Consider the following 18905-nt stretch of genomic DNA (forward strand, 5'->3'; position numbering starts at 1 on the left):
GGACAGCTCCTCAGTAACGGAACAGCCGCCAGGCCATCAGCCGGGCCACCGCGACGATCAGCTTGGCGATCAGGTAATACAGCACCGCTGCAATGGCGAAGTACTCGAAGGTGCGGAAGGTCTTGACGTTGTAGTCCTGGGTCACGCCGGTGAGGTCGTTGTTGAGCCCCACGATCACCCCCAGCGAGGTCATCAGCACCGCCCACACCATCTGGTTGCTCAAGGGGTAGAACACCACCCGCAGCAACTGCGGCACGATGATCATGCGGTAGGCCTGGAACGCGCTCATGCCCAGCGAGCGTGCCGCGCGCATCTGCGTGGTCGGCACTGCCTTGAGCCCGCCGCGAAAGTTCTCCGCCAGGTACCCGGCGTTGTTGAAGGTGATGCCGGCCAGCAGTGCGAACCACGAACTCACGTGCAGCCCCAGCGAGCCAAGCCCGAAGTACAGGATGTAGATCTGGAACAGCGAAGGGGTGTTGCGCGCAATCGATACCCAGGCATTGCCGATGCCGCGCAACACCGGCTGCTGCGCTTCACGCATCACGGTCAAGGCCAGGGCGATCAGCACGCCGAAGATCATCGACAGCGCGGCGGTCTCGAAGGTGACCCAGGCACCGGCCAGCATGTCGGGCAGGGCGCGCAGGGCCGAGCGCCATTGGAAGGTGTAGTCAAACATGCGCGGGGCTCTCCTGTGGGGCGGCCGGTTGCAGCCAGGCCGGCAGGCGACCGCTGGCGCTGCCGGTGCAGGCGGCCTCGACGCACTCGCCAAGGCTGGCGAAATGCACCGCCCGGCCCGCCAGCCCGGGGGCGTAATGGGCGTATTTGCCCGAGTTGGTCATCAGTGTGCGGGCGGCGGGCGGGATCACCGGCTCGCCGAGCATGCACCAGCAGGTGTCGGTCACCAGCACCGCGCCGAAGGCTTCGATCGGGGCAAGGTGGCCGGCGTCACGGGCCTGCTCCAGCACCGCACGGCCGCAGGTGATCACCAGGCTGACCGCCGGGTTGCGTGTGCGCCCGCGGCACAGCTGTGCCAGGTGCGCGAACTCGCCCAGGGAGAAGTGCGGGTTGCCCAGCGACACCAGGTCCACCTGGCTGTCACGGGCACTGTTCAGCTCGCGCCAGCTCACCAGCAGGTCGGCCAGGGCAATGCGTTTTACCGGCAGCACCTCGCCCGCGCTGACCGCCTGGGCCGGGTCCAGCGCTTCGGGTGTGACCCCGGCGATATGGAACAGCGGCGCCGCCGAGGTGGTGGCGAACGCGGCGCCGAAGGCCTTGAGGTCGTCGTGGGTCGGGGCAAAACGCTCCAGCCCTGTCACCAGCGGGATCTGGCTGCCGACCATGGCGCCGATGTGATAGCCCAGCAGCGGGTAGAACGCATCGTCCAGGTGGGTCAGCGCCGGCAGGTCGATCTGCACCCGCGCCTTGCGCTGGGCCTCCAGGTGGCAGCCGATCAGCGGCGCGCGGCCGGTCAGGGCGATGCAGATATCCAGGTAGTCGGGGTATTTCAGGGTACGCGCGCCGAGCACGCTGTTGGCGTACACCACGGCGTTGGACTCGGCCCACACGATCTGCTCGCCGAGCTTCGGCGCGCTGTCGAGCAGGTAGGGGGCGCAGGTAAAGCTCATCTGCGCGCCCATCGCCATGTAGGCATCGCCCAGCGCACTGGCAGGTTCGCCCAGCGCCGCGTCGATACCCAGTTCGCGCCAGCGGCGCTGGTCCACGGAAATCGAATTGAGGGTGGTCGGCACCCGCACCCTGGCGCCCCACTGCACCAGCTGCTGCGCAAAGCGCAGGCTGGCGGGGCCGGTGTAGATGCAGCCGTCGATATGCGCCTGGCTGATGTCCACCAGGCTGTGTGCGCCCTGCAGCTCGGCCATGCGCAGCACGATCTGCATCGCCACCTGCGCGGCCTTGCCCAGGTCGCCCGCGAGCAAGGCCTGGTCGTGGTCGGTAAGGGTGAGGGTGGTCGGGCGCGTCGCCGCCGGCGGGCTGGCCGGGGCTGCCGGCAGCGCCTCGGCGGGGGCCTGGTCGAACAGCATCAGGCGCTCGCCCTGCACCTGCGCGAAGGCCTTGCCGCGCAGGGCGGCAAAGGCCTGCTGGCCGATGCACAGCACCGGCAGCGAGCGCCCGAACAGCAACTGCGCCACCAGCACGCCCAGGGTCAGGATCTCATCCGGCTCGGCCAGCACCAGTGCCGCCGGTGCATGGCCATTGCTGATCAGTTCCATCATCACACTGCTGCCGGTACACGAGCCGCGCCCGCTGGGAATGGCCAGCACGCGGCCGGCCAGGTGTGCGCCGCTGAGCGGGTGATGGCGGTCGATGACCTCGCCGCTGAAGGCGTCGACACCGCCCCAGAAACTCAGGCCGATGTCGGCGAACAGCAACTCGCCACTGGCCGCGCCATCGACCAGGCTACGCCCGTTCAGGGCAGTGGAAGGGCTGGGCATGCCGGGCACCTCAGTAGTAGACCTTCGGCACGGTCAGGTCGGTCGGCGGGATATCGGTGCCTACCCATTTGACGAACAGCTCGTTGTAGCGGCCGCTACGTACCTGCTGGTTGACGAACAGGTTGAGGTAGTTGAGCAGGCCGTACTCGTTGCGCTTGGCTCCCAGCGACACGTAGTCGATCACGTAGGGTGCGTTGCCGGCGATCTTCAGGTTCTTGTACTTGCCCGACTTGAGCGTGGCGGCGGCCACGGTGTTGGTCACCACGGTGGCATCGATGTGCCCCTGGGCCACGGCCAGGATGGTGTCGTTCTGCGACTGGTAGGCGCGGAAACTGCCGCTGCCCCACTGCTTCACGTCCTTCTCCAGCGCGATGGCTTCATAGGTGCCGCTGGTGTTGCCCAGGGCCTTGCCCTTGATGTCGTCGAAGCTGTTGATGCCGGTGTTGTCGCGGGTCAGCACGACCATCTGGAAGGCAAAGTAGGGCACCGTGAGGCCGACCGTCTTGGCTCGCTCCAGGGTGTCGGAGGTGGACGCCACGATCACGTCGGCCCGCCCCGAGACCAGCGCCGGGATACGGTCCGGGAACGGCGTCTCGACGATCTCGGCATCTACCCCGAGGACCTTCGCCAGGTCGTTGCAGTAGTCGACGTCGAAGCCGGCCGGCTTGTTGGCGTCGTCGCGAAAGCCCATGGGCGGGAAGTCCAGGGTCACGGCGCAGCGCAGCTTGCCGGAGCCGATGATGTCATCGAGCTTGTCGGCCTGGGCGGTGGCGATGAAGGAGGTACTGAGCACAGCGCTGAGAGCTACAACAAAAGCGGGGTTTTTCATGGAAGCCTCGTTTGTCGGAAGGTGCTGGTAGCGGGCGTATTGTGAATTTCGTATACGATATTTTTATAGCAATGCCCGTGCCTGTTTTTGCCCGCGCGATGCAATTGCTGTGCGGCCCTTGAGCCAGAGGACTTGCGTTGAATCCGGCAGGGCAGGCGGGCGGTGCGCAGGAAACGCTGCCCGGTGCCGGCGGTGTTACATATGGGAGCAGTGGACGCGGCGGCGCACCCTAAAGGAACACACCGCGTCTAGCGGCGGGTATCGCGGTACTGGCTTGGCGACAGGCTGGTGAGGGCGCGGAACTGGCGGCTGAATGCGCTGTGGTCGGTGTAGCCGCAGCGCAGGGCGATCTCGGTGATCGGCAGGTCGCTGTGGTGCAGCAGCCGCGAGGCTTCTTCAAGGCGCACCTTGTGGATCATCTGGCGCGGGGTGAGCTGGAACACACGTTTGCAGTTGCGCTCCAGCTGCGCGGCAGACAACCCGGCAATCGCGGTCAGCTCGGCCAGGCTCACGGGCCGTGCGAAGTGCTCGCGAATGTGCGCATCCACCGCCGCCAGGCGATCGAAGCCGGGGTGGCTGGCCTGGGGCGCCTGCAGGTCGCGGGAGATGCCGGCCAGGCCGACGATCTGGCCCTGGGTGTCGAACAGTGCCAGCTTGTGGGTCAGGCACCACACCGGCTGGTTGCCGAAGTACAGGTGCAGTTCGAGCTGGTCGGCCAGTTCGCGGCCGCTGTCGAGCACGCGGCGGTCCTGCGCGGTGTACAGCGGGCCGAAGCGTTCGGGGAACACGCTGTCGGCCGTCAGCCCCAGCAGCTCGTGGCTGTGCCTGAAGCCGCAGCGCCGCGCCAGGGTGTGGTTGACGAAGGCGTAGCGGGCCTGGGTGTCCTTGATGAAGAACACCACGTCGCTCAGCGTATCGAGCAGCGGCGCGATCGGCTGCAGGCTGCTCAGCAGGCTGGGCAGGTCGCAGGGCTGGAAGCTGTTGAGCGATACGTACATGGCGCTGACGGTCTGGTGGGCACCTTCGGGATCATAGAGATCCGGCGCCCGCCTCGAAAGCCCCGGGGTGCGTTTCATGCGGGCGGGGTGTCGTCCAGGCACAGCAGGGTCTCGATGCGCGCCGGGCTGAACGGCGGGCGCGGCGCCGAGGGCTGCCAGCCGAACAGGTGCTGCGCTGCGGCGCCGCACACCCGGCCCTGGCAGGCGCCCATGCCGCAGCGGCTGCTCAGCTTGGCCTCGCGCCAGTCACGCTGGCCGGCGAGCTTGCTGTAGGGCACGTCCTCGCAGCGGCATACCAGGGTGTCGGGGCGGGCCAGTTGCTTGAGCTGCGGGGCGAGGGCGAAGGCGTGGTTGAGCGCCTTGGCGAAGCCCTGCCAGCGCGCTCGCTGCGGCCAGTGGCGGGCGGCGCCCTGGCGGTCGCCCACGGCCGCCAGCCCGGCAATGGTGCCTTCCACCAGCGCCAGTTCGCTGCCCCCAAAACCGGTGCATTCCCCGGCCGCGAACAGGCCCGGCTCACTGGTGGCCTGCCACGCATCCACGGCCAGCGCCTGGCCGTGGAGTGTGCAGCCCAGGGCCTGGCCGAGCTGGCTGTTGGGAATCAGGCCGAAGCCGCAGGCCAGGCGCTCGCAGGCCAGCTCGACCAGCTTGCCGTGCTGGCGCAGGCGCACGCCTTCGAGGCGCTCGGTGCCGAGTGCCTCCACCACATGGCTGTCGGTGCGGTAGTGGCGGTCGAACAGGCCGAACGCTTGCAGCAGCTTGTTTGGCCAGCGCGGCAGTTGTGCGGCAAAACCCGCCACCGCGCCGCGGGTTGCCTGTTCGGCAACGCCTACCACCTGCGCGCCGTTGTGCCGCGCCGTGGCAGCGCTGGCCAGCAGCAGCGGGCCGCTGCCGGCGATCACCACGCGCTGGTCGCGCACCGGCAGGCCGCCCTTGACCAGTGCCTGCAGGCCACCGGCACCGGTCACGCCGGGCAGGGTCCAGCCGGGGAAGGGCAGCAGCAGTTCGCGTGCGCCGGTGCACAGGATCAGCGTGTCGTAGTCGATCAACCAGCCGCGCTCGGCGTCTTCCACCAGCAACTGGCGCGGGCCGGTGGCGGCGATCACGCGGGTCTGCGGGTGGTGCTGCACATTGTTCAAGGCGCCCACGTGCTCGCGCAGGCGCTGTGCCTGCGCCGGCACGCTGGCCTGCGGGCCGGCGCGCCAGATCTGCCCGCCGGGCCAGGGGTTGTCGTCCAGCAGCACGATGCGTGCACCGCTGGGGGCAGCGGCCAGTGCGGCATTGAGGCCGGCCGGGCCGGCGCCGATGATCAGTACGTCGGCATGGGCGCTCATGCGCGGGTCTCCACCTGCATGCCGTCGCGGCACAGGGTCTGGCAGGCCAGGCGGCGCCGGCCGTCGATGCTCACCCGGCATTCCTGGCAGATGCCCATGCCGCACAGCGGTGCGCGGCGCTGGCCGCTCACCGAGGTACGCGTGCAGCCGTCGCCAGCCAGGGCCAGTGCAGCGGCCACGCTGGTGCCTTCGGCCACGCGCAGGGCACGTCCGTCCAGGGTCAGTTCAGGCATGGGTCGGTTCTCCGAGAAAACGCTGTGGCAGGTAGGCCTGTGCGGCCAGGGGCGGGTGTTCGTCGAACAGTTGCGCCACCAGCAGGTCGGCGGTGGCCGGGGCCGTGGTCACGCCCAGTCCTTCATGCCCCACCGCCAGCCACAGGCCGGGGCGTTGCGGGTGCTGGCCCACCAGCGGCAGGCCGTCGGGGCTGGCGGCGCGAAAGCCGGTCCAGGCGCGAATCGCATTGAGCTGGGCCAGCGCCGGCACGTATTCGGTGGCGCGCTTGAGCATCCTGGCAAGCATCCAGCCTTCCACCTGCGGGTCGGTGGTGCCGAACTGGCGTGAGGCACCGATGAACAGCTGGCCGGTAGGGCGCGGCTGGATATTGCACGCGGCCGACGGGCCGCTGGCGTTGTGCGCACTGGTCACGTAGCCCAGTTCCACCAGGGTGTGGGTGACCTGGCCGGGGTAGCGGTCGGTGATCAGCAGGTGGCCCTTCTTGGGTTGTATCGGCAGTTCGGGGCACAGTTCGGTGGCCTGGATACCGTTGGCCAGCACAACGGCCGTGGCGGCCAGCCACTGGCCGTCGTCCAGGCGCACGCGGGCGCCATCCACCTCGGCGACCCGTGCCTGGCGCTGGCGAATGCGCGGCTGGTCGAGCATCCAGCGTGCGGTGGCCGGGGCATACAGAATGCCGTCGTCCTCGATCAGCAGGCCGCCCTCCAGCCCTTCGCGCAGCAGCGGTTCGCGTTCGCACAATCGAGGTGCGCCGACCAACTGGCAGATCACCCCATGGGCGCGCAGGTTGGCATGCTTGTGCTCGGCCACGGCCATTTCTTCAGCGTTGGCGGCCAGCCACAGGGTGCCGTTGCTGCGGTAGGCGCAGCCTTCGGGCAGGTTGCGCGCAATGTCGCGCCAGCGTTGCAGCGAGTATTGGCTCAGGGCCAGTTCGGCGGGGTTGTCGTCCAGCACCAGCAGGTGGCCCATGCCGGCGGCGGTGGCGCCGGGCAGCCCGGCATCCAGCACCAGCACGTCGAGGCCGCGCCGGGCCAGGGCCTGGGCGCAGGCCGCGCCGATGATGCCGGCGCCCACCACGATCACATCGGCGGCCAGGCCCTGGGTCACAGGCGGATGCCCCAGGCGAACGGGTCGTCCTGCTCGATGATCAGCGTGGCTTCGGCGCTGATATGCGCGCGGCCGCGAATGGTCGGCACGATGCGATCGCCGGCGGTTTCGAACGAGCCTTCGAACTGGCTGCCGATCACGCTGGCCTGGCGCCAGATCTGGCCCGGTTGCAGCTTGCCGTCGGCGGCCAGGCACGCCAGCTTGGCGCTGGTGCCGGTGCCGCAGGGCGAGCGATCATAGGCCTTGCCGGGGCACAGCACGAAGTTGCGGCTGTCGGCGTAGGGGTCGTCGGCGAACAGCTCGACGTGATCGATCAGGCCGCCGTCCTCGCCGCGCAGGCCCTGATCTTCCAGGGCCTGCTGCACGGCCACGGTGTAGGCGGTGAGCGCGTCGAGGTTGTCGCCGCTGACACGCAGGCCGTGCTCGGCCACCAGGAAGAACCAGTTGCCGCCCCAGGCGATATCGCCGGTCACTTCGCCGATGCCGGGCACCTGCACGCTGACGGCGTGGCGATAGCGGTAGGCGGGTACATTGCGCACGCTGACCGAGTGGTCGTCGTGCAGGGTGGCTTGCACGTTGCCCACGGGGGTTTCGAGGGTGTGGGTGCCGGGGCCGATCCTGCCCAGGTGGGCCAGCGAGATCACCAGGCCGATGGTGCCGTGGCCGCACATGCCCAGGTAGCCGGTGTTGTTGAAGAAGATCACCCCGGCGCAGGCGCTGGGGTCGACCGGTTCGCAGAGCAGTGCGCCCACCAGCACATCATTGCCGCGGGGTTCGAGCATGCAGGCGGCGCGCCACTGATCGTGGTGTTCGGCCAGCTGTTGCCTGCGTTCGGCCATGCTGCCGTGGCCCAGGTCGGGGAAGCCTGCGGTGACCAGGCGCGTGGGTTCGCCGCCGGTGTGGGAGTCGATCACGGTGATGCGTTTCATGGGGCGCGTCCGTTGGGGGTATGGACGCAAGGGTGGCGGTTGGTGGGGGGTGGCGTCTTGATGGAATTGCGCGGTGTGGATGACGAAATCGGCATAGGGCCATGACATGTCCGAACTGTTGCAACGCGCCATGGCCTGGGGGTTTTGAGAGGTCAGCCTTGTTGGCCCGGCTCCAGACCGGGGTGGGGCTTGGCCATCGGCAAGTGCTCCAGCAAGGTCTCGCACACCCCCGCAATGTGCTCATCCAGCAAGCCCACCGCGCGCTCCACGTCACCCGCCCGGCATGCATCGAGGATCTCGCGGTGTTCGTGGTCGGCACGCTCCTTGCCTGCCGACAGGCTCATCTGCATGCGCAGGTACCGCTCCAGCTTGTCGTTCACCGAACGGATCATGCTCACCAGAAAAGGTCGCTGCGCCGGCTCGTACAGGCACGCATGCAACTCCCAGTTCAACTGCGCCCAGCGCCCCACGTCGTTCTCGCCAATGAACTCCTGGCAGATGCGCTCGGCCTGTTCGAACGTGGCCTCGGTCATGTTCGGGATGGCCAGGCGCAACACCTTGTCCTCCAGCAACATGCGCACCTCGAACATCTGCGCCAGCTCGAAATCTGACAAGCGCGTGACCATCGCCCCACGGTTGCGCTGGAACATCACCAACCCCTCGGCCTCAAGCCGCTTGAGTGCCTCGCGCACCGGGATCTTGCTGACGTTGAACTGACGCGCGATGTCGTCCTGGCGAATCGGCTCGTCTTCGTCGAAGTGCCCGGCCACGATGGCATCGCGCAGGTGCCGGGTGATGATCTCGGACGTGGAGGGCGTGTTGCCCAGGTCCGGCGCGTTGAGTTTGGGTAGGTTCACGGTGGCAATCATTCGAGGGGATTTAGGGATATGGTATACGAATTATCTGGAAACGTTCGCCCGGGAGCGCGACGCGTTGCCACACGATGACGGCGACGGCGGCTCGAAACCGTCCCCCGACAGGCACTGGCGCAGGTGCGTCAGCAGCGTCGCGACCTTGGGCTGCGCCTGCCGGCTCTTGAGCCACGCCAGGTGAATCGGCAGGCCGTCGGTGGCCAACTGCGCCAGCACCTCCACCAGGCTGCCGTCTTCCAGCTGACGACGAATCAGCCAGGTCGGCAGCTGTGCGATGCCATGCCCGGCCAGCACTGCGGCCACCTGGCCCTCGGCATCGCCCACCGCCATGCGTGCCGGCATGATCCGACGCTCGGTATGCCCGGGGCGGGCGGTAGGGAAGTGCCACGGGCCGACCATGCCGTCATTGAGCCCGTACACGATGCAGCTGTGGCGTTCCAGTTCGAGCTCGTTGCCGGGCTCGCCATGGCGCTCCAGGTACGCGGGGGCGGCGCAGAACACCACGCGCTGCGAGCCCAGGTAATGGTGCCCCACCGCCGCCGGCCAGCTTTGCGGCCCGCCGATGCGCACGAACAGGTCGATGCCGGCCTCGACCGGGTCCACGAAGCGGTCGGAGAAGGTCACGTGCGGCATCAGCAGCGCATGCTCGCGCACGCAGGCCAGAATCGCCGGCAGCCCGTGCAGGCGCCCGAAGGCCGCCGGCAGGTCGATGCGTACCCGGCCGCGCGGCTCGGCGTCTTGGGTGCTCAGCGCCAGCTCTGCCTCTTCCAGCTCGGCCAGCACGCCGGTACAGGTGCGATAGAACGCCGCCCCGGCTTCGGTCAGCGCCACGCGCCGTGTTGTGCGTGCCAACAGGCGCGTGTGCAGCCGCGCCTCGAGCCGCGCGACGCTCTTGCTGACTGCCGAGCCGGTCAGGTTAAGGCGCTCGGCCGCGGCCTTGAAGCTGCCCAGGTCGGCCACGCAGACGAACACGTCGATGCCCTTGAGGCGTTCCGAAGAATACATGTGCCCACCCCATTGATGAATTGCAGTCACTTTACCCGGTAAAACATATCGCCAATACGCCGTTTGTTCCCGAGTAGCCTGATTCGACCTCTACTGCACAACAGGTTGCGACCATGCACGACACCAAGCCCACCGTCCTCATCACCGGCGCCACCGGCCAGATCGGCGGCGACACCCTGCGCTTTCTGCAAGGCGACGACACCATCGAACTGGTGGCCGCCGTGCGTTCGCCGGCCAAGGCGCAGCCCTTCCAGGCCCGTGGCATCCGCACGGTGATCATGGATTTCGACCACGAGCACACCCTGGCGCCGGCCCTGCAGGGCGTCGACCGGGTGCTGCTGGTGACCGGCTACAGCGTCGACATGCTGCGCCAGAGCAAGGCCTTTCTCGACCGCGCACGCCACGCCGGGGTGCAGCACGTGGTGCACCTGGGGGCCTGTGGCGACGACGACGCCACCATCGGTCACTGGGCCTGGCACCAGTTCGTGGAGCGCTATGTGCAATGGTGCGGCTTCAGCTTCACCCACCTGCGCCCGGAGTGCTTCATGCAGAACCTGCTCAGCTACGACGGCACCCAGGCCGTGCGCAACGGCGTGATCGAACAGTACACCGGCCACACGCGGTTCAGCTGGGTCGACGGCGAAGACGTGGCGCGGGTGGCGGCGCAGGCCCTGCTGCACCCGCAGCGCCATGCCGGGCAGACCTACCGCCTGGGCTACGACGTGAAGTCCTACGACGAGGTGGCACAGGTGATGAGCGAGGTACTCGGCCAGCCGTTTCGCTATGACGCGCAATCACCCGACGTGTTTCTCGAAAACATGCGCGCCGCCGGCGCCGAGATGGCCTACATGAGCTGCGTGCACGACAACTTCACGCGCATGGCCGCCGGCACCATCCCCGGGGTCGACCAGGTGTTCGACAACTTCCAGGCCATCACCGGTCGCGAGCCGGTGCGCTGGGTGGATTTCGTGCGCAAGCACCGGGCTGCATTCGCCTACTGATCGAATACATGTCTGAATCTTTTTGTAAGAGGGAAATGCCAGATTAGAGGCGGGTCAATCTTCATTTTAAAATACAATAGTGTATGTTTGTGCGCGGTGCGCCTTGCGCCGTCGTGCATAACAATAAAATGAGGTATTGCCCCCTATGATCGGGTTGAGACATCTGCGTATCAGCACCCGCATCACCGTGCTGGTGATCGGTATCACCCTGTTTGTCGTGTTGCTCAGTGGCTGGCTGGGGCTGACCCTGCAACGCAGCCTGCTGCAGGAGAAGATGGCCGGTGTCGGCACTGCGCTGGACACCGCATCCACCCTGCTGGCGCATTATGAGAAGCAGGCCGAGGAAGGCCACCTGAGCCGCGCCGAGGCGCAGCGCCAGGCGGCAGAAATGGTCAGCCGCATTCGCTACCTGGGCGACAACTACCTGCTGATTCTCGACCTGCAGCACCGCATGCTCATGCACCCCAAGGCACCCGCCCTGGTGGGCAAGTCGCAGGCCGATTTCAAGGACGTCAACGGCAAGCCGTTCGCCCGCGAAATGATCGACCGGGCCGTGGCCCAGGGGCGCGGCACGGTCGAGTACTGGTTCCCGCGGGCAGCCGGGCAGGCGCCGGAATTCAAGGTGTCCGAGGTGGTGCTGTTCAAGCCCTGGGGCTGGGTGCTGGCCAGCGGCATCCACCCGCAGGACGTGCGCCACGAAGTGAACACGGTGCTGCGCATGCCGGCGTTGCTGGTGCTGGTGGCGTTGCTCGGCATGGCGCTGTGCGCCTGGCTGCTGATTCGCAGCATCACCCGGCCGCTCAACCACACCGTGCAGGCGCTGGCCCGCGCCACCGATGGCCACACCGACCTGACCTTGCGCCTGCCCACCGACGGCTTCGACGAGCTGACCCAGGTGGCGCACAGCTTCAACCGCCTGGTGGAGGCTGCGCACCGCGTCACCCGCAGCATGGCCAAGGCCAGCCAGCGCATCTCCAGCACCAGCGACAGCCTGGGGCAGATCACCGAGGCGGCGCAGCGCAGCATGCAGGCCCAGCAACTGGAGACCGACAGCGTGGTCACGGCCATGAGCGAGATGGTCAGCACCGTGCAGGACGTGGCGCACAACGCCAGCGTCGCCGCCAGCGCCACCCGCGATGCCGAGCAACAGGCCACGGCCGGCAGCGCCACGGTGCGCGATGCCGGTGAGGCGATTGGTGCGCTGGCCGAGGCGCTGGAGCACAGCCGCAGCGTGGTGGACCAACTGGCCACCGACTCGGGCAGTGTCGGGCGCGTGCTGGACGTGATCACCGCGATTGCCGAGCAGACCAACCTGCTGGCGTTGAATGCTGCCATCGAGGCGGCGCGCGCGGGTGAGCATGGGCGTGGCTTTGCGGTGGTGGCGGACGAGGTGCGCACGTTGGCGCGGCGTACGCAGCAGTCGACGCTGGAGATCCAGCAGATCATCAACCGCGTGCAGGCCGGTGCCAGCCAGGCGGCGGCGCAGATCGGCGCCAACGTCGAGTCGGCGCAGCAGCCGGTGGCCGCCTCGGCGCGGGCCGGGCAGGCGCTGGCGTTGATCGATGCGTCGGCGTCCACGGTGAGCCAGATGACCTTGCAGATTGCCAGTGCGGCGGAGCAGCAGGCGGCCACGGCAGACGGTATCAACCGCAGCGTCACGCGCATCCACGACGCCTCGACGGTGAGCGCGCGCACCATCGAGCAGACGCGCCAGTCGTGTGATGAGCTGAGGGCGTTGGCGCAGCAGCTGGAGGAGCAGGTGGGGCAGGTGGTTACGGGGTAGGGCGCGGCAACGGACGTGTAGGAGCGGGCCTTGCCCCGCGAACTGGTGCGAAGCACCAGCAGGACCGGCACAGGCGGCCTGACTGCCCCGCGAGCGCAGCGCGCCCGTTCGCCGGCAAGGCCGGCTCCTACAGGTACCGCGGTGATTCGACGCTGCCAACGCAAAACGCCCCGGCAAGCCGGGGCGTTTGTTCATCTACACACGATGCCAGCGCGTTACCAAAGCGCCACGGTGTAATCCACGTTCACCCGCAGCTCGTTGTCATCCCTGAACGCCGCAGTCGAGGCAAAGTCATTGCGGTACCACGCATGGCGCAACCGCAATGCAACGTTCTTGAACGTGCCGCTCTGCACCACGTACGACAACTCGATGTCCTTCTCGCTCTCGCTGCGCCCGCTGCCGCCCAGCGCATTCGGCAATTCGATGCGGCTGCCGTCCAGGTAACGCAGCATGCCCTTGAGCCCCGGTACGCCCAGGGCGACGAAGTCGTAGTCATAGCGCACCTGCCAGGTACGCTCCTTGGGGTTGAGGAACTCGCTGCTCAATGCGCCCTCGCTCACCACCATCGGCTCGGACCCGGCGATGTACGGCATCGCCGTATCGCCGCTCAATTGCATGTAGCCCAGCCCCAGGCTGTGTGCGCCCAGGCTGTAGGTGCTCATCACGCCGAAGGTACGGTTGTCGACCTTGCCGGCCCTGGCCGGGCCGTCCTCGCCGCTGATGTGGTAACGCACATCGGTCTTCAGGCGCCCGTTCGCCACCGCACGGTTGTCGACGAAGCCGACGTAGTCCTGGCGATAGATGTCCTCCAGCTGCGCATGGTAGTACTTGAGCACCAGCTGCTCGGACCACTGATAGTCGCCGCCGCCATAGGTGAAGCTGTCCGACTCGGCTGCACCATTGAAGCGCCGGTTGGGCGCGGCGACGGTGATCTTCTGGTAGTTGGTGGAATCGCGCTGGTTCATGCGGTCCAGGCGCCCGCCGCTGAGGGTCAGGTTGTCGATGTCCTGGGACTTGAACTGCACCCCGCGAAAGGTCTGCGGCAGCAGGCGCGTGGGGCTGGCGAACAGGATCGGCGAAAACGGTGCCAGGGTGCCGGCCTGCAGTTCGGTCCTGGAGACCTTGACCTTGCCGGTCAGGCCCAGCTCCGAATAATCGTCGCGCGGGTCGCGGTCCCTGGGGTCGAACGGCAGCAGCCCGGTGCCAGTGCGCGCGGGGCTGGAGTCCAGTTTCAGGCCCAGCATGGCCTGGGCATCCAGGCCGAAGCCGACGGTGCCCGGGGAGTAGCCGGAAGTGAAGCGCAGGATGAAGCCCTGGGCCCATTCGCGCGTCGCCGACTGCGCCGATTCGCCCTTGTAGTCACGGTCGAAGTAGTAGTTGCGCGCGGTCAGGGTGGCCTTGCTGTCTTCGATGAAACCCTGGGCCAGCAGTGCCGGGCTGAGCCCGCACAGGGTGCCGAGGGCGAGGGTGGTGTTGACCCGTTTCAGAGTGCTCATGGATCTGCCTTTTTTATTATTGTTGTGGGGGTTTATTCAGGGGCATGCAGCAGGACCCATTGCTGGTCCTGCACGCTCACCAGTGCACGCGCGCGCTGGTCATGGCCGAAATGGTCGGTGGCGCTGAGGTTGTACACGCCATGGGTGCCGACCACGTCGCGGGTCTGCTCCAGCTGGTCGCGCAGTTGCTGGCGAAATTGCGCGGTGCCGGGCTCGGCACCCTTGAGCGCCGCCGGGGTGGCCGCCTGCACCAGCAGCATGGCGTCGTACAGGTAGGCGCCGAACGGCGACAGGCTGTTGTCCCCGTACTTGGCCTGGTAGTCCTGCGCGTACTGGCTGGCGATGGCCTTGGAGGGGTGGCTGGCGGGCAGCTTGTCCCACACCACCACCGGGCCCACCGGCAGTATCGCACCGTTGAGCGCCTTGTCGCCGATGCGCAGGAACGCGCTGTTGGCCGCGCCGTGGGTGTGGTACACGGTGCCCTTGTAGCCCAGCCGGCGCAGCTCGGTATGCGGCAGTGCCGCCGGGGTGCCGGTGGCGCCGATCAGCACCGCGTCGGGCTTGCTGCTCATCACCTTCAGCGCCTGGCCGCTGACCGACGAGTCGGTGCGGTTGAAGCGCTCGTCGCGCACCAGCGTGATGCCTGCCGCCGGCGCCATTTCGCTGAGCACCTTGTGCCAGTCTTCGCCCCACACATCGTTGTAGCCGATGTAGGCGAGGGTCTTCACACCGTTCTGCTGCATGTGCTCGATCAGCGCCTGGGCCATCAGGGTGTTGGTCTGGGCGATGGTGAAGATCCAGCTCTGCTCGCCGCTGGCGGGGCTGAACGGTGCCAGGGCGATCTGCGCGGTCTGGCTCTCCTTGGCGATCTGCGCGACTGCTGCCGAGGTGGGCACGGTGGTCGAGCCGATCAGCAGGTCGACCTTGTGCTCGCTGACCAGCTTGCGCGCGTTCTTGGCCGCGGCGGTACTGTCGCTGGCATCGTCCAGTACCACGTATTTCACGGCCTGCCCGGCAATCTCCCTGGGCAGCAGCGCCACGGTGTTGCGCTCGGGGATGCCCAGCGAGGCCCCCGGGCCGGTGGTGGAGAGAATCACGCCGACGGTCATGTCGGCCTGTGCAGCGGTCGACAGCGTGGCCAGCAACAGCAAGGGAAGAATCGGTTTCATGCAAGCTCCTGATATTGTTTTTATGGGTGTGGCAAGTGCTGCGGGGCGCTACGTGCCGGTAGCGCTGATCACCTCCGTGGTGGCGGTGGGCGCGGGTGCGCGGCCCAGGTAGCTTTCGACCACCCGGGGGTTGCTGGCCAACGCCTGGGCGTCGCCTTCAAGCACGATCTCGCCGACCTCCAGCACGTAGCCGTAGTCGGAAATCTTCAGCGCAGCGCGGGCGTTCTGCTCCACCAGCAGGATCGACACGCCGCTCTGGCGCAGGGTGTCGAAGATGGTGAAGATCTCGCCGATCACCCGCGGCGCCAGGCCCAGGCTCGGTTCGTCGAGCATCAGCAGGCGCGGTTTGGCCATCAGCGCGCGGCCGATGGCGAGCATCTGGCGCTCGCCGCCCGACAGCGTGCAGGCGGCCTGCTGGCGCCGTTCGAGCAGGCGCGGGAACAGCCCGAACACCTCGTCGAGGGTCTGCTGATGGTCGCGAAAACCGCGCCGGTGGCGGCTGAAGGCGCCCAGGCGCAGGTTGTCCTCCACGCTCATCAGGCCGAACAGCTCGCGGCTCTCGGGCACCAGCACCATGCCCTGGTCGATGCGCTGGGCCACGTCGTGGTGGCCCAGCAACGCCTGGCCGGCGTAGGTCACCTGGCCCTGGCAGGGCAGCAGGCCGATCAGCGCCGCCATCAGGGTGGTCTTGCCGGCGCCATTGGGGCCGATCAGGCTGACGATCTGGCCTTCCTCCAGGTGCAGGTCGAGGTTGCGTACCGCCTCGACCTTGCCGTGGTTGATCGACAGGTTGCGCACATCCAGCAGGCGACTCATTCGACACCTCCGAGGTAGGCGGCCAGCACCGCAGGGTTCTGCTGGATCTGCAGCGGGGTGCCGCTGGCCAGGGGCTGGCCGAATTCCATCACCACGATGTGGTCGGCCAGGCCCATCACGAACTCCATGTCGTGCTCCACCAGCAGCACGCCCAGGCCCTCGCCACGCAACTGCTCGAGCAGTTGCGCCAGCGCCTGTTTCTCGCCATGGCGCAGGCCGGCGGCGGGTTCGTCGAGCAGCAACAGCAACGGGTCGCTGCACAGCGCGCGGGCGATCTCGACGATGCGCTGCTGGCCCAGCGGCAGGCTGCCGGCCGGGGTGTGCAGGTATTCGCCCAGGCCCACCCGCTGGATCTGACGCGTGGCCTCGGCGAGCAGGGCGGCTTCTTCCTTGCGTTCCAGGTGCAGCATCGAGCGCAGCAACCCGGCCTTGCCCCGGGCATGGGCGCCGAGGGCGACGTTCTCCAGCACGCTCATCTCGCCCAGCAGGCGCACGTGCTGGAAGGTGCGGCTCACGCCCAGGTGGGCAATGGCGCGCGGCGACAGGCCTTCGATGCGCTGGCCGTTGAAGGTGATCTGCCCGGCATTGGGCGTCAGCACCCCCGACAGCAGGTTGAACAGGGTCGACTTGCCGGCGCCGTTGGGGCCGATCAGCGCGGTCACCTCGGCGGCATTCACCGACAGGCCCATGTTCTTGTTGGCCACCAGCCCGCCGAACTGCTTGAGCAGCCCCTGGGCCACCATCAGCGGCTTGCCGGCCGCCGGCATGCTGCGCCGGGGCAGGGCCGGCGCGTCATCCAGCGCCAGGGTGCGTGGGCGGCTGGCCGGCAGCACGCTGCGCAGCACCGGCAGCAGGCCGCCGCGGGCGTACTGCAGCACCAGGATCACCAGCACGCCGAAGAAGATCATCTCGACGTTGTCGGCATGCCCGAACAGCTGCGGCAGCACGTCCTGCAGCACCTGCTTGATCAGGGTCAGCAACGCTGCGCCCAGCAGCGCGCCCCACAGGCTGGCGACGCCGCCCAGCACGATCATGAACAGGTATTCGATGCCCATCACCACCGAGAACGGCGTGGGGTTGACCACCCGCTGCAGGTGCGCGTACAGCCAGCCCGACAGGGCCGCCAGCAGGGCGGCGATGATGAACACCTGCAGACGGCTGCGTGCGGTATCGATGCCCATCGCCTCGGCCATCCCGGCCGATTCCTTGAGGGTGCGGATGGCACGGCCCTGGCGGCTGTGCAGCAGGTTGTCGAGCAGCCACAGGCTGGCCGCCAGCAACAACCCGATCAGCACGGCGAAATCGGCCGAGCCGCTGATCTGCCAGCCCAGCAGCTCGATGTTCGGCAGGTTCTGCAGGCCGCCGAAGCCGCCCAGGCCCGGCAGGTTGCCGAACAGGTAGAACAGCGCCAGGCCCCAGGCCAGGGTGCCGATGGGCAGGTAGTGCCCGGCCAGGCGCAGGGTCAGCAGGCCCAGGCTGGTGGCCACCACCAGGGTGATCGCCAGCCCCGCCAGCAGGCCCAGCCACGGCGACAGGCCGTACTGGGTGGTGAGCACCGCGCTGGCGTAGGCGCCAATGCCCACGAATGCGGCCTGGCCGAACGAGGTCATGCCGCCGATGCCGGTCAGCAGCACCAGGCCCAGGGCCACCAGGCTGTACAGGCCGATGTAGTTGAGCAGGGTCACGTGAAACGCGGGCAGCACCAGCGGCGCCAGGCCCGCCACCAGCAGCAGGGCCAACAGGGGGATCAGTCGCAGGGCCATCAGTGTTGCTCCTCCAGGTGCGGGTTTTTCAGCGACAGCCATAGCAGCACCGGGATCACCACGGTGAACACGATGACCTCCTTGTAGGCCGAGGCGCCGAAGTTGGCGAAGCTCTCCAGCACGCCGACGAAGAACGCACTGGCCGCGGCTATCGGGTAACTGGCCAGGCCGCCGAAGATCGCCGCCACAAAGCCCTTGAGGCTGATCAGAAAGCCCGAGTCGTAATACAGCGTGGTCAGCGGGCCGATCAGTACCCCGGAGATCGCGCCGATCAGCGCGGCCAGGCCGAACGCGGCCTTGCCGGCCAACTGGGTGGGGATGCCCACCAGCTGTGCGCCGGTACGGTTGAGCGCAGTGGCACGCAGCGCCTTGCCGTACAGGCTGTGGCCGAAGAAGGCATACAGCAGGCCGATCAGCAGCAGCGCGCTGCCGATCACCAGCAGGCTCTGCAGGCCCACCGGCAGCTCGCCGAGCATGAACACCGACTCGGCCAGGGCCTCGGTGCGCACGCCCTCGGCGCCGAACATCAGCAGGCTCACGCCCACCAGCGCGATATGCACCGCCACCGACACGATCAACAGCAACAGCACCGAGGTCTCGGCCACCCGCTGGTACACCAGGCGGTACAGCAACGGCCCCAGCGGCGTGACCAGGGCCAGGGTCAGCAGAATCTGCAGCAGCGCCGGCAGGCTCGCCAGGTCGAGGTTGCCCAGCACCGCCCACAACAGCAGCGGCAGGCTCAGGTAGCGCGCCAACAGGCCCGGCAGCCGGCGCCATTGACGGCGCCGTGCGGCGTCGGTGCAGTCCAGTGCGCAGGCGGCCAGCGAGCAGCCCAGCAGCAGCCACACGGTGCCGGGCATCAGGCCCAGCTGCAGGGTGGCCAGGGTCAGGGCGCTGTAGGTGACGAAGTCGCCCTGGCACACCAGGATGGTGCGCGTCACCGAGAACACCAGCACCAGGGCCAGCGCCACCAGTGCGTAGATCGCGCCCGTGGTCAGGCCGTCCTGGGCAAGAAACGCCAGTATCGAGAAATCCATGGGCAGGCCTCAGCGAGCAGTGGGCAAGGGGGAGGTGGGGTGCCGGCCGCAGAGGGCGGTCGGCGTCGGTGCGGCGGTGCCGTAC

At 67.9% G+C, this 18905-nt stretch carries 17 protein-coding genes and 1 pseudogene; 3 read left to right on the forward strand and 15 right to left on the reverse strand.

All coding sequences use genetic code 11. The features are described from left to right. Positions 1 to 10 precede the first annotated feature (10 nt). The 10 genes from JZZ72_RS02395 to JZZ72_RS02440 all read right to left on the reverse strand — a co-directional run bounded on the left by JZZ72_RS02395 (position 11) and on the right by JZZ72_RS02440 (position 9755). Complete coding sequence (locus tag JZZ72_RS02395; RefSeq protein WP_043861058.1) at positions 11 to 676, reverse strand: amino acid ABC transporter permease; 666 nt, start codon at positions 674 to 676, stop codon at positions 11 to 13. Beyond that, positions 669 to 2450, reverse strand: a complete 1782-nt coding sequence (gene lhpI / locus JZZ72_RS02400; protein WP_210013998.1) for a cis-3-hydroxy-L-proline dehydratase — start codon at positions 2448 to 2450, stop codon at positions 669 to 671. Before lhpI ends, JZZ72_RS02395 begins: the two co-directional genes overlap by 8 nt. A 10-nt stretch (positions 2451 to 2460) precedes the next feature. After that, on the reverse strand, positions 2461 to 3279 hold the full coding sequence (locus JZZ72_RS02405; RefSeq protein ID WP_043861060.1) for an ABC transporter substrate-binding protein: 819 nt from the start codon (positions 3277 to 3279) through the stop codon (positions 2461 to 2463). Between the two features lie 248 nt (positions 3280 to 3527). Then, positions 3528 to 4277 (reverse strand): AraC family transcriptional regulator, encoded by a 750-nt coding sequence (locus JZZ72_RS02410; protein WP_043861061.1) that lies wholly within the window; start codon positions 4275 to 4277, stop codon positions 3528 to 3530. Positions 4278 to 4351: 74 nt separating this feature from the next. Further along, on the reverse strand, positions 4352 to 5608 hold the full coding sequence (locus JZZ72_RS02415; protein WP_210013999.1) for an NAD(P)/FAD-dependent oxidoreductase: 1257 nt from the start codon (positions 5606 to 5608) through the stop codon (positions 4352 to 4354). Further along, positions 5605 to 5841 (reverse strand): 2Fe-2S iron-sulfur cluster-binding protein, encoded by a 237-nt coding sequence (locus JZZ72_RS02420; RefSeq protein ID WP_043861063.1) that lies wholly within the window; start codon positions 5839 to 5841, stop codon positions 5605 to 5607. The genes JZZ72_RS02415 and JZZ72_RS02420 overlap by 4 nt, the downstream gene beginning before the upstream one ends. Beyond that, on the reverse strand, positions 5834 to 6949 hold the full coding sequence (locus tag JZZ72_RS02425; RefSeq protein ID WP_328825106.1) for an NAD(P)/FAD-dependent oxidoreductase: 1116 nt from the start codon (positions 6947 to 6949) through the stop codon (positions 5834 to 5836). The genes JZZ72_RS02420 and JZZ72_RS02425 overlap by 8 nt, the downstream gene beginning before the upstream one ends. Next, a complete protein-coding gene (locus JZZ72_RS02430) occupies positions 6946 to 7878 on the reverse strand; it encodes a 4-hydroxyproline epimerase (protein WP_210014000.1) in 933 nt (310 codons plus the stop codon). Before JZZ72_RS02430 ends, JZZ72_RS02425 begins: the two co-directional genes overlap by 4 nt. A gap of 152 nt (positions 7879 to 8030) precedes the next feature. Further along, positions 8031 to 8735, reverse strand: a complete 705-nt coding sequence (locus JZZ72_RS02435) for a GntR family transcriptional regulator (RefSeq protein ID WP_058541363.1) — start codon at positions 8733 to 8735, stop codon at positions 8031 to 8033. Between the two features lie 42 nt (positions 8736 to 8777). Continuing rightward, complete coding sequence (locus JZZ72_RS02440; protein WP_210014001.1) at positions 8778 to 9755, reverse strand: LysR family transcriptional regulator; 978 nt, start codon at positions 9753 to 9755, stop codon at positions 8778 to 8780. A 113-nt stretch (positions 9756 to 9868) separates the two neighbouring features. On the opposite strand from JZZ72_RS02440, the gene JZZ72_RS02445 reads away from it, so the two are divergent. From JZZ72_RS02445 to JZZ72_RS28190, 3 genes and pseudogenes are all read left to right on the forward strand, one after another. Further along, positions 9869 to 10756, forward strand: coding sequence for an SDR family oxidoreductase (locus JZZ72_RS02445; protein WP_210014002.1), 888 nt, complete (start codon positions 9869 to 9871; stop codon positions 10754 to 10756). 274 nt (positions 10757 to 11030) lie between these two features. Continuing rightward, a pseudogene (locus JZZ72_RS28185) lies at positions 11031 to 11675 on the forward strand (cache domain-containing protein); the annotation flags it as partial. Positions 11676 to 11780: 105 nt separating this feature from the next. After that, positions 11781 to 12539 carry a methyl-accepting chemotaxis protein gene (locus JZZ72_RS28190; RefSeq protein WP_370409121.1) on the forward strand — a complete coding sequence of 253 codons (759 nt, stop codon included), beginning with the start codon at positions 11781 to 11783 and terminating at the stop codon, positions 12537 to 12539. 215 nt (positions 12540 to 12754) lie between these two features. On the opposite strand, the gene JZZ72_RS02455 is transcribed toward JZZ72_RS28190, so the two are convergent. From JZZ72_RS02455 to JZZ72_RS02475, 5 genes are read right to left on the reverse strand one after another with little or no spacing between them, the layout of a single operon-like run. Next, entirely contained in the window at positions 12755 to 14035 is a 1281-nt protein-coding gene (locus JZZ72_RS02455; protein WP_210014003.1) for an OprD family porin, read from the reverse strand. A gap of 32 nt (positions 14036 to 14067) precedes the next feature. Continuing rightward, the gene (locus JZZ72_RS02460) at positions 14068 to 15204 is read right to left on the reverse strand and encodes an ABC transporter substrate-binding protein (protein WP_043861069.1); all 1137 of its coding nucleotides are present in this window, start codon (positions 15202 to 15204) and stop codon (positions 14068 to 14070) included. A gap of 48 nt (positions 15205 to 15252) precedes the next feature. Further along, the gene (locus tag JZZ72_RS02465; RefSeq protein ID WP_229589366.1) at positions 15253 to 16011 is read right to left on the reverse strand and encodes an ABC transporter ATP-binding protein; all 759 of its coding nucleotides are present in this window, start codon (positions 16009 to 16011) and stop codon (positions 15253 to 15255) included. A gap of 5 nt (positions 16012 to 16016) precedes the next feature. Next, positions 16017 to 17783 (reverse strand): branched-chain amino acid ABC transporter ATP-binding protein/permease, encoded by a 1767-nt coding sequence (locus tag JZZ72_RS02470; protein WP_052504234.1) that lies wholly within the window; start codon positions 17781 to 17783, stop codon positions 16017 to 16019. Further along, positions 17783 to 18820 carry a branched-chain amino acid ABC transporter permease gene (locus JZZ72_RS02475; protein ID WP_043861071.1) on the reverse strand — a complete coding sequence of 346 codons (1038 nt, stop codon included), beginning with the start codon at positions 18818 to 18820 and terminating at the stop codon, positions 17783 to 17785. Before JZZ72_RS02475 ends, JZZ72_RS02470 begins: the two co-directional genes overlap by 1 nt. Between the last annotated feature and the right edge of the window lie 85 nt (positions 18821 to 18905).

This window comes from Pseudomonas palmensis (genome assembly GCF_017848315.1).
Taxonomy (GTDB): domain Bacteria; phylum Pseudomonadota; class Gammaproteobacteria; order Pseudomonadales; family Pseudomonadaceae; genus Aquipseudomonas; species Aquipseudomonas palmensis.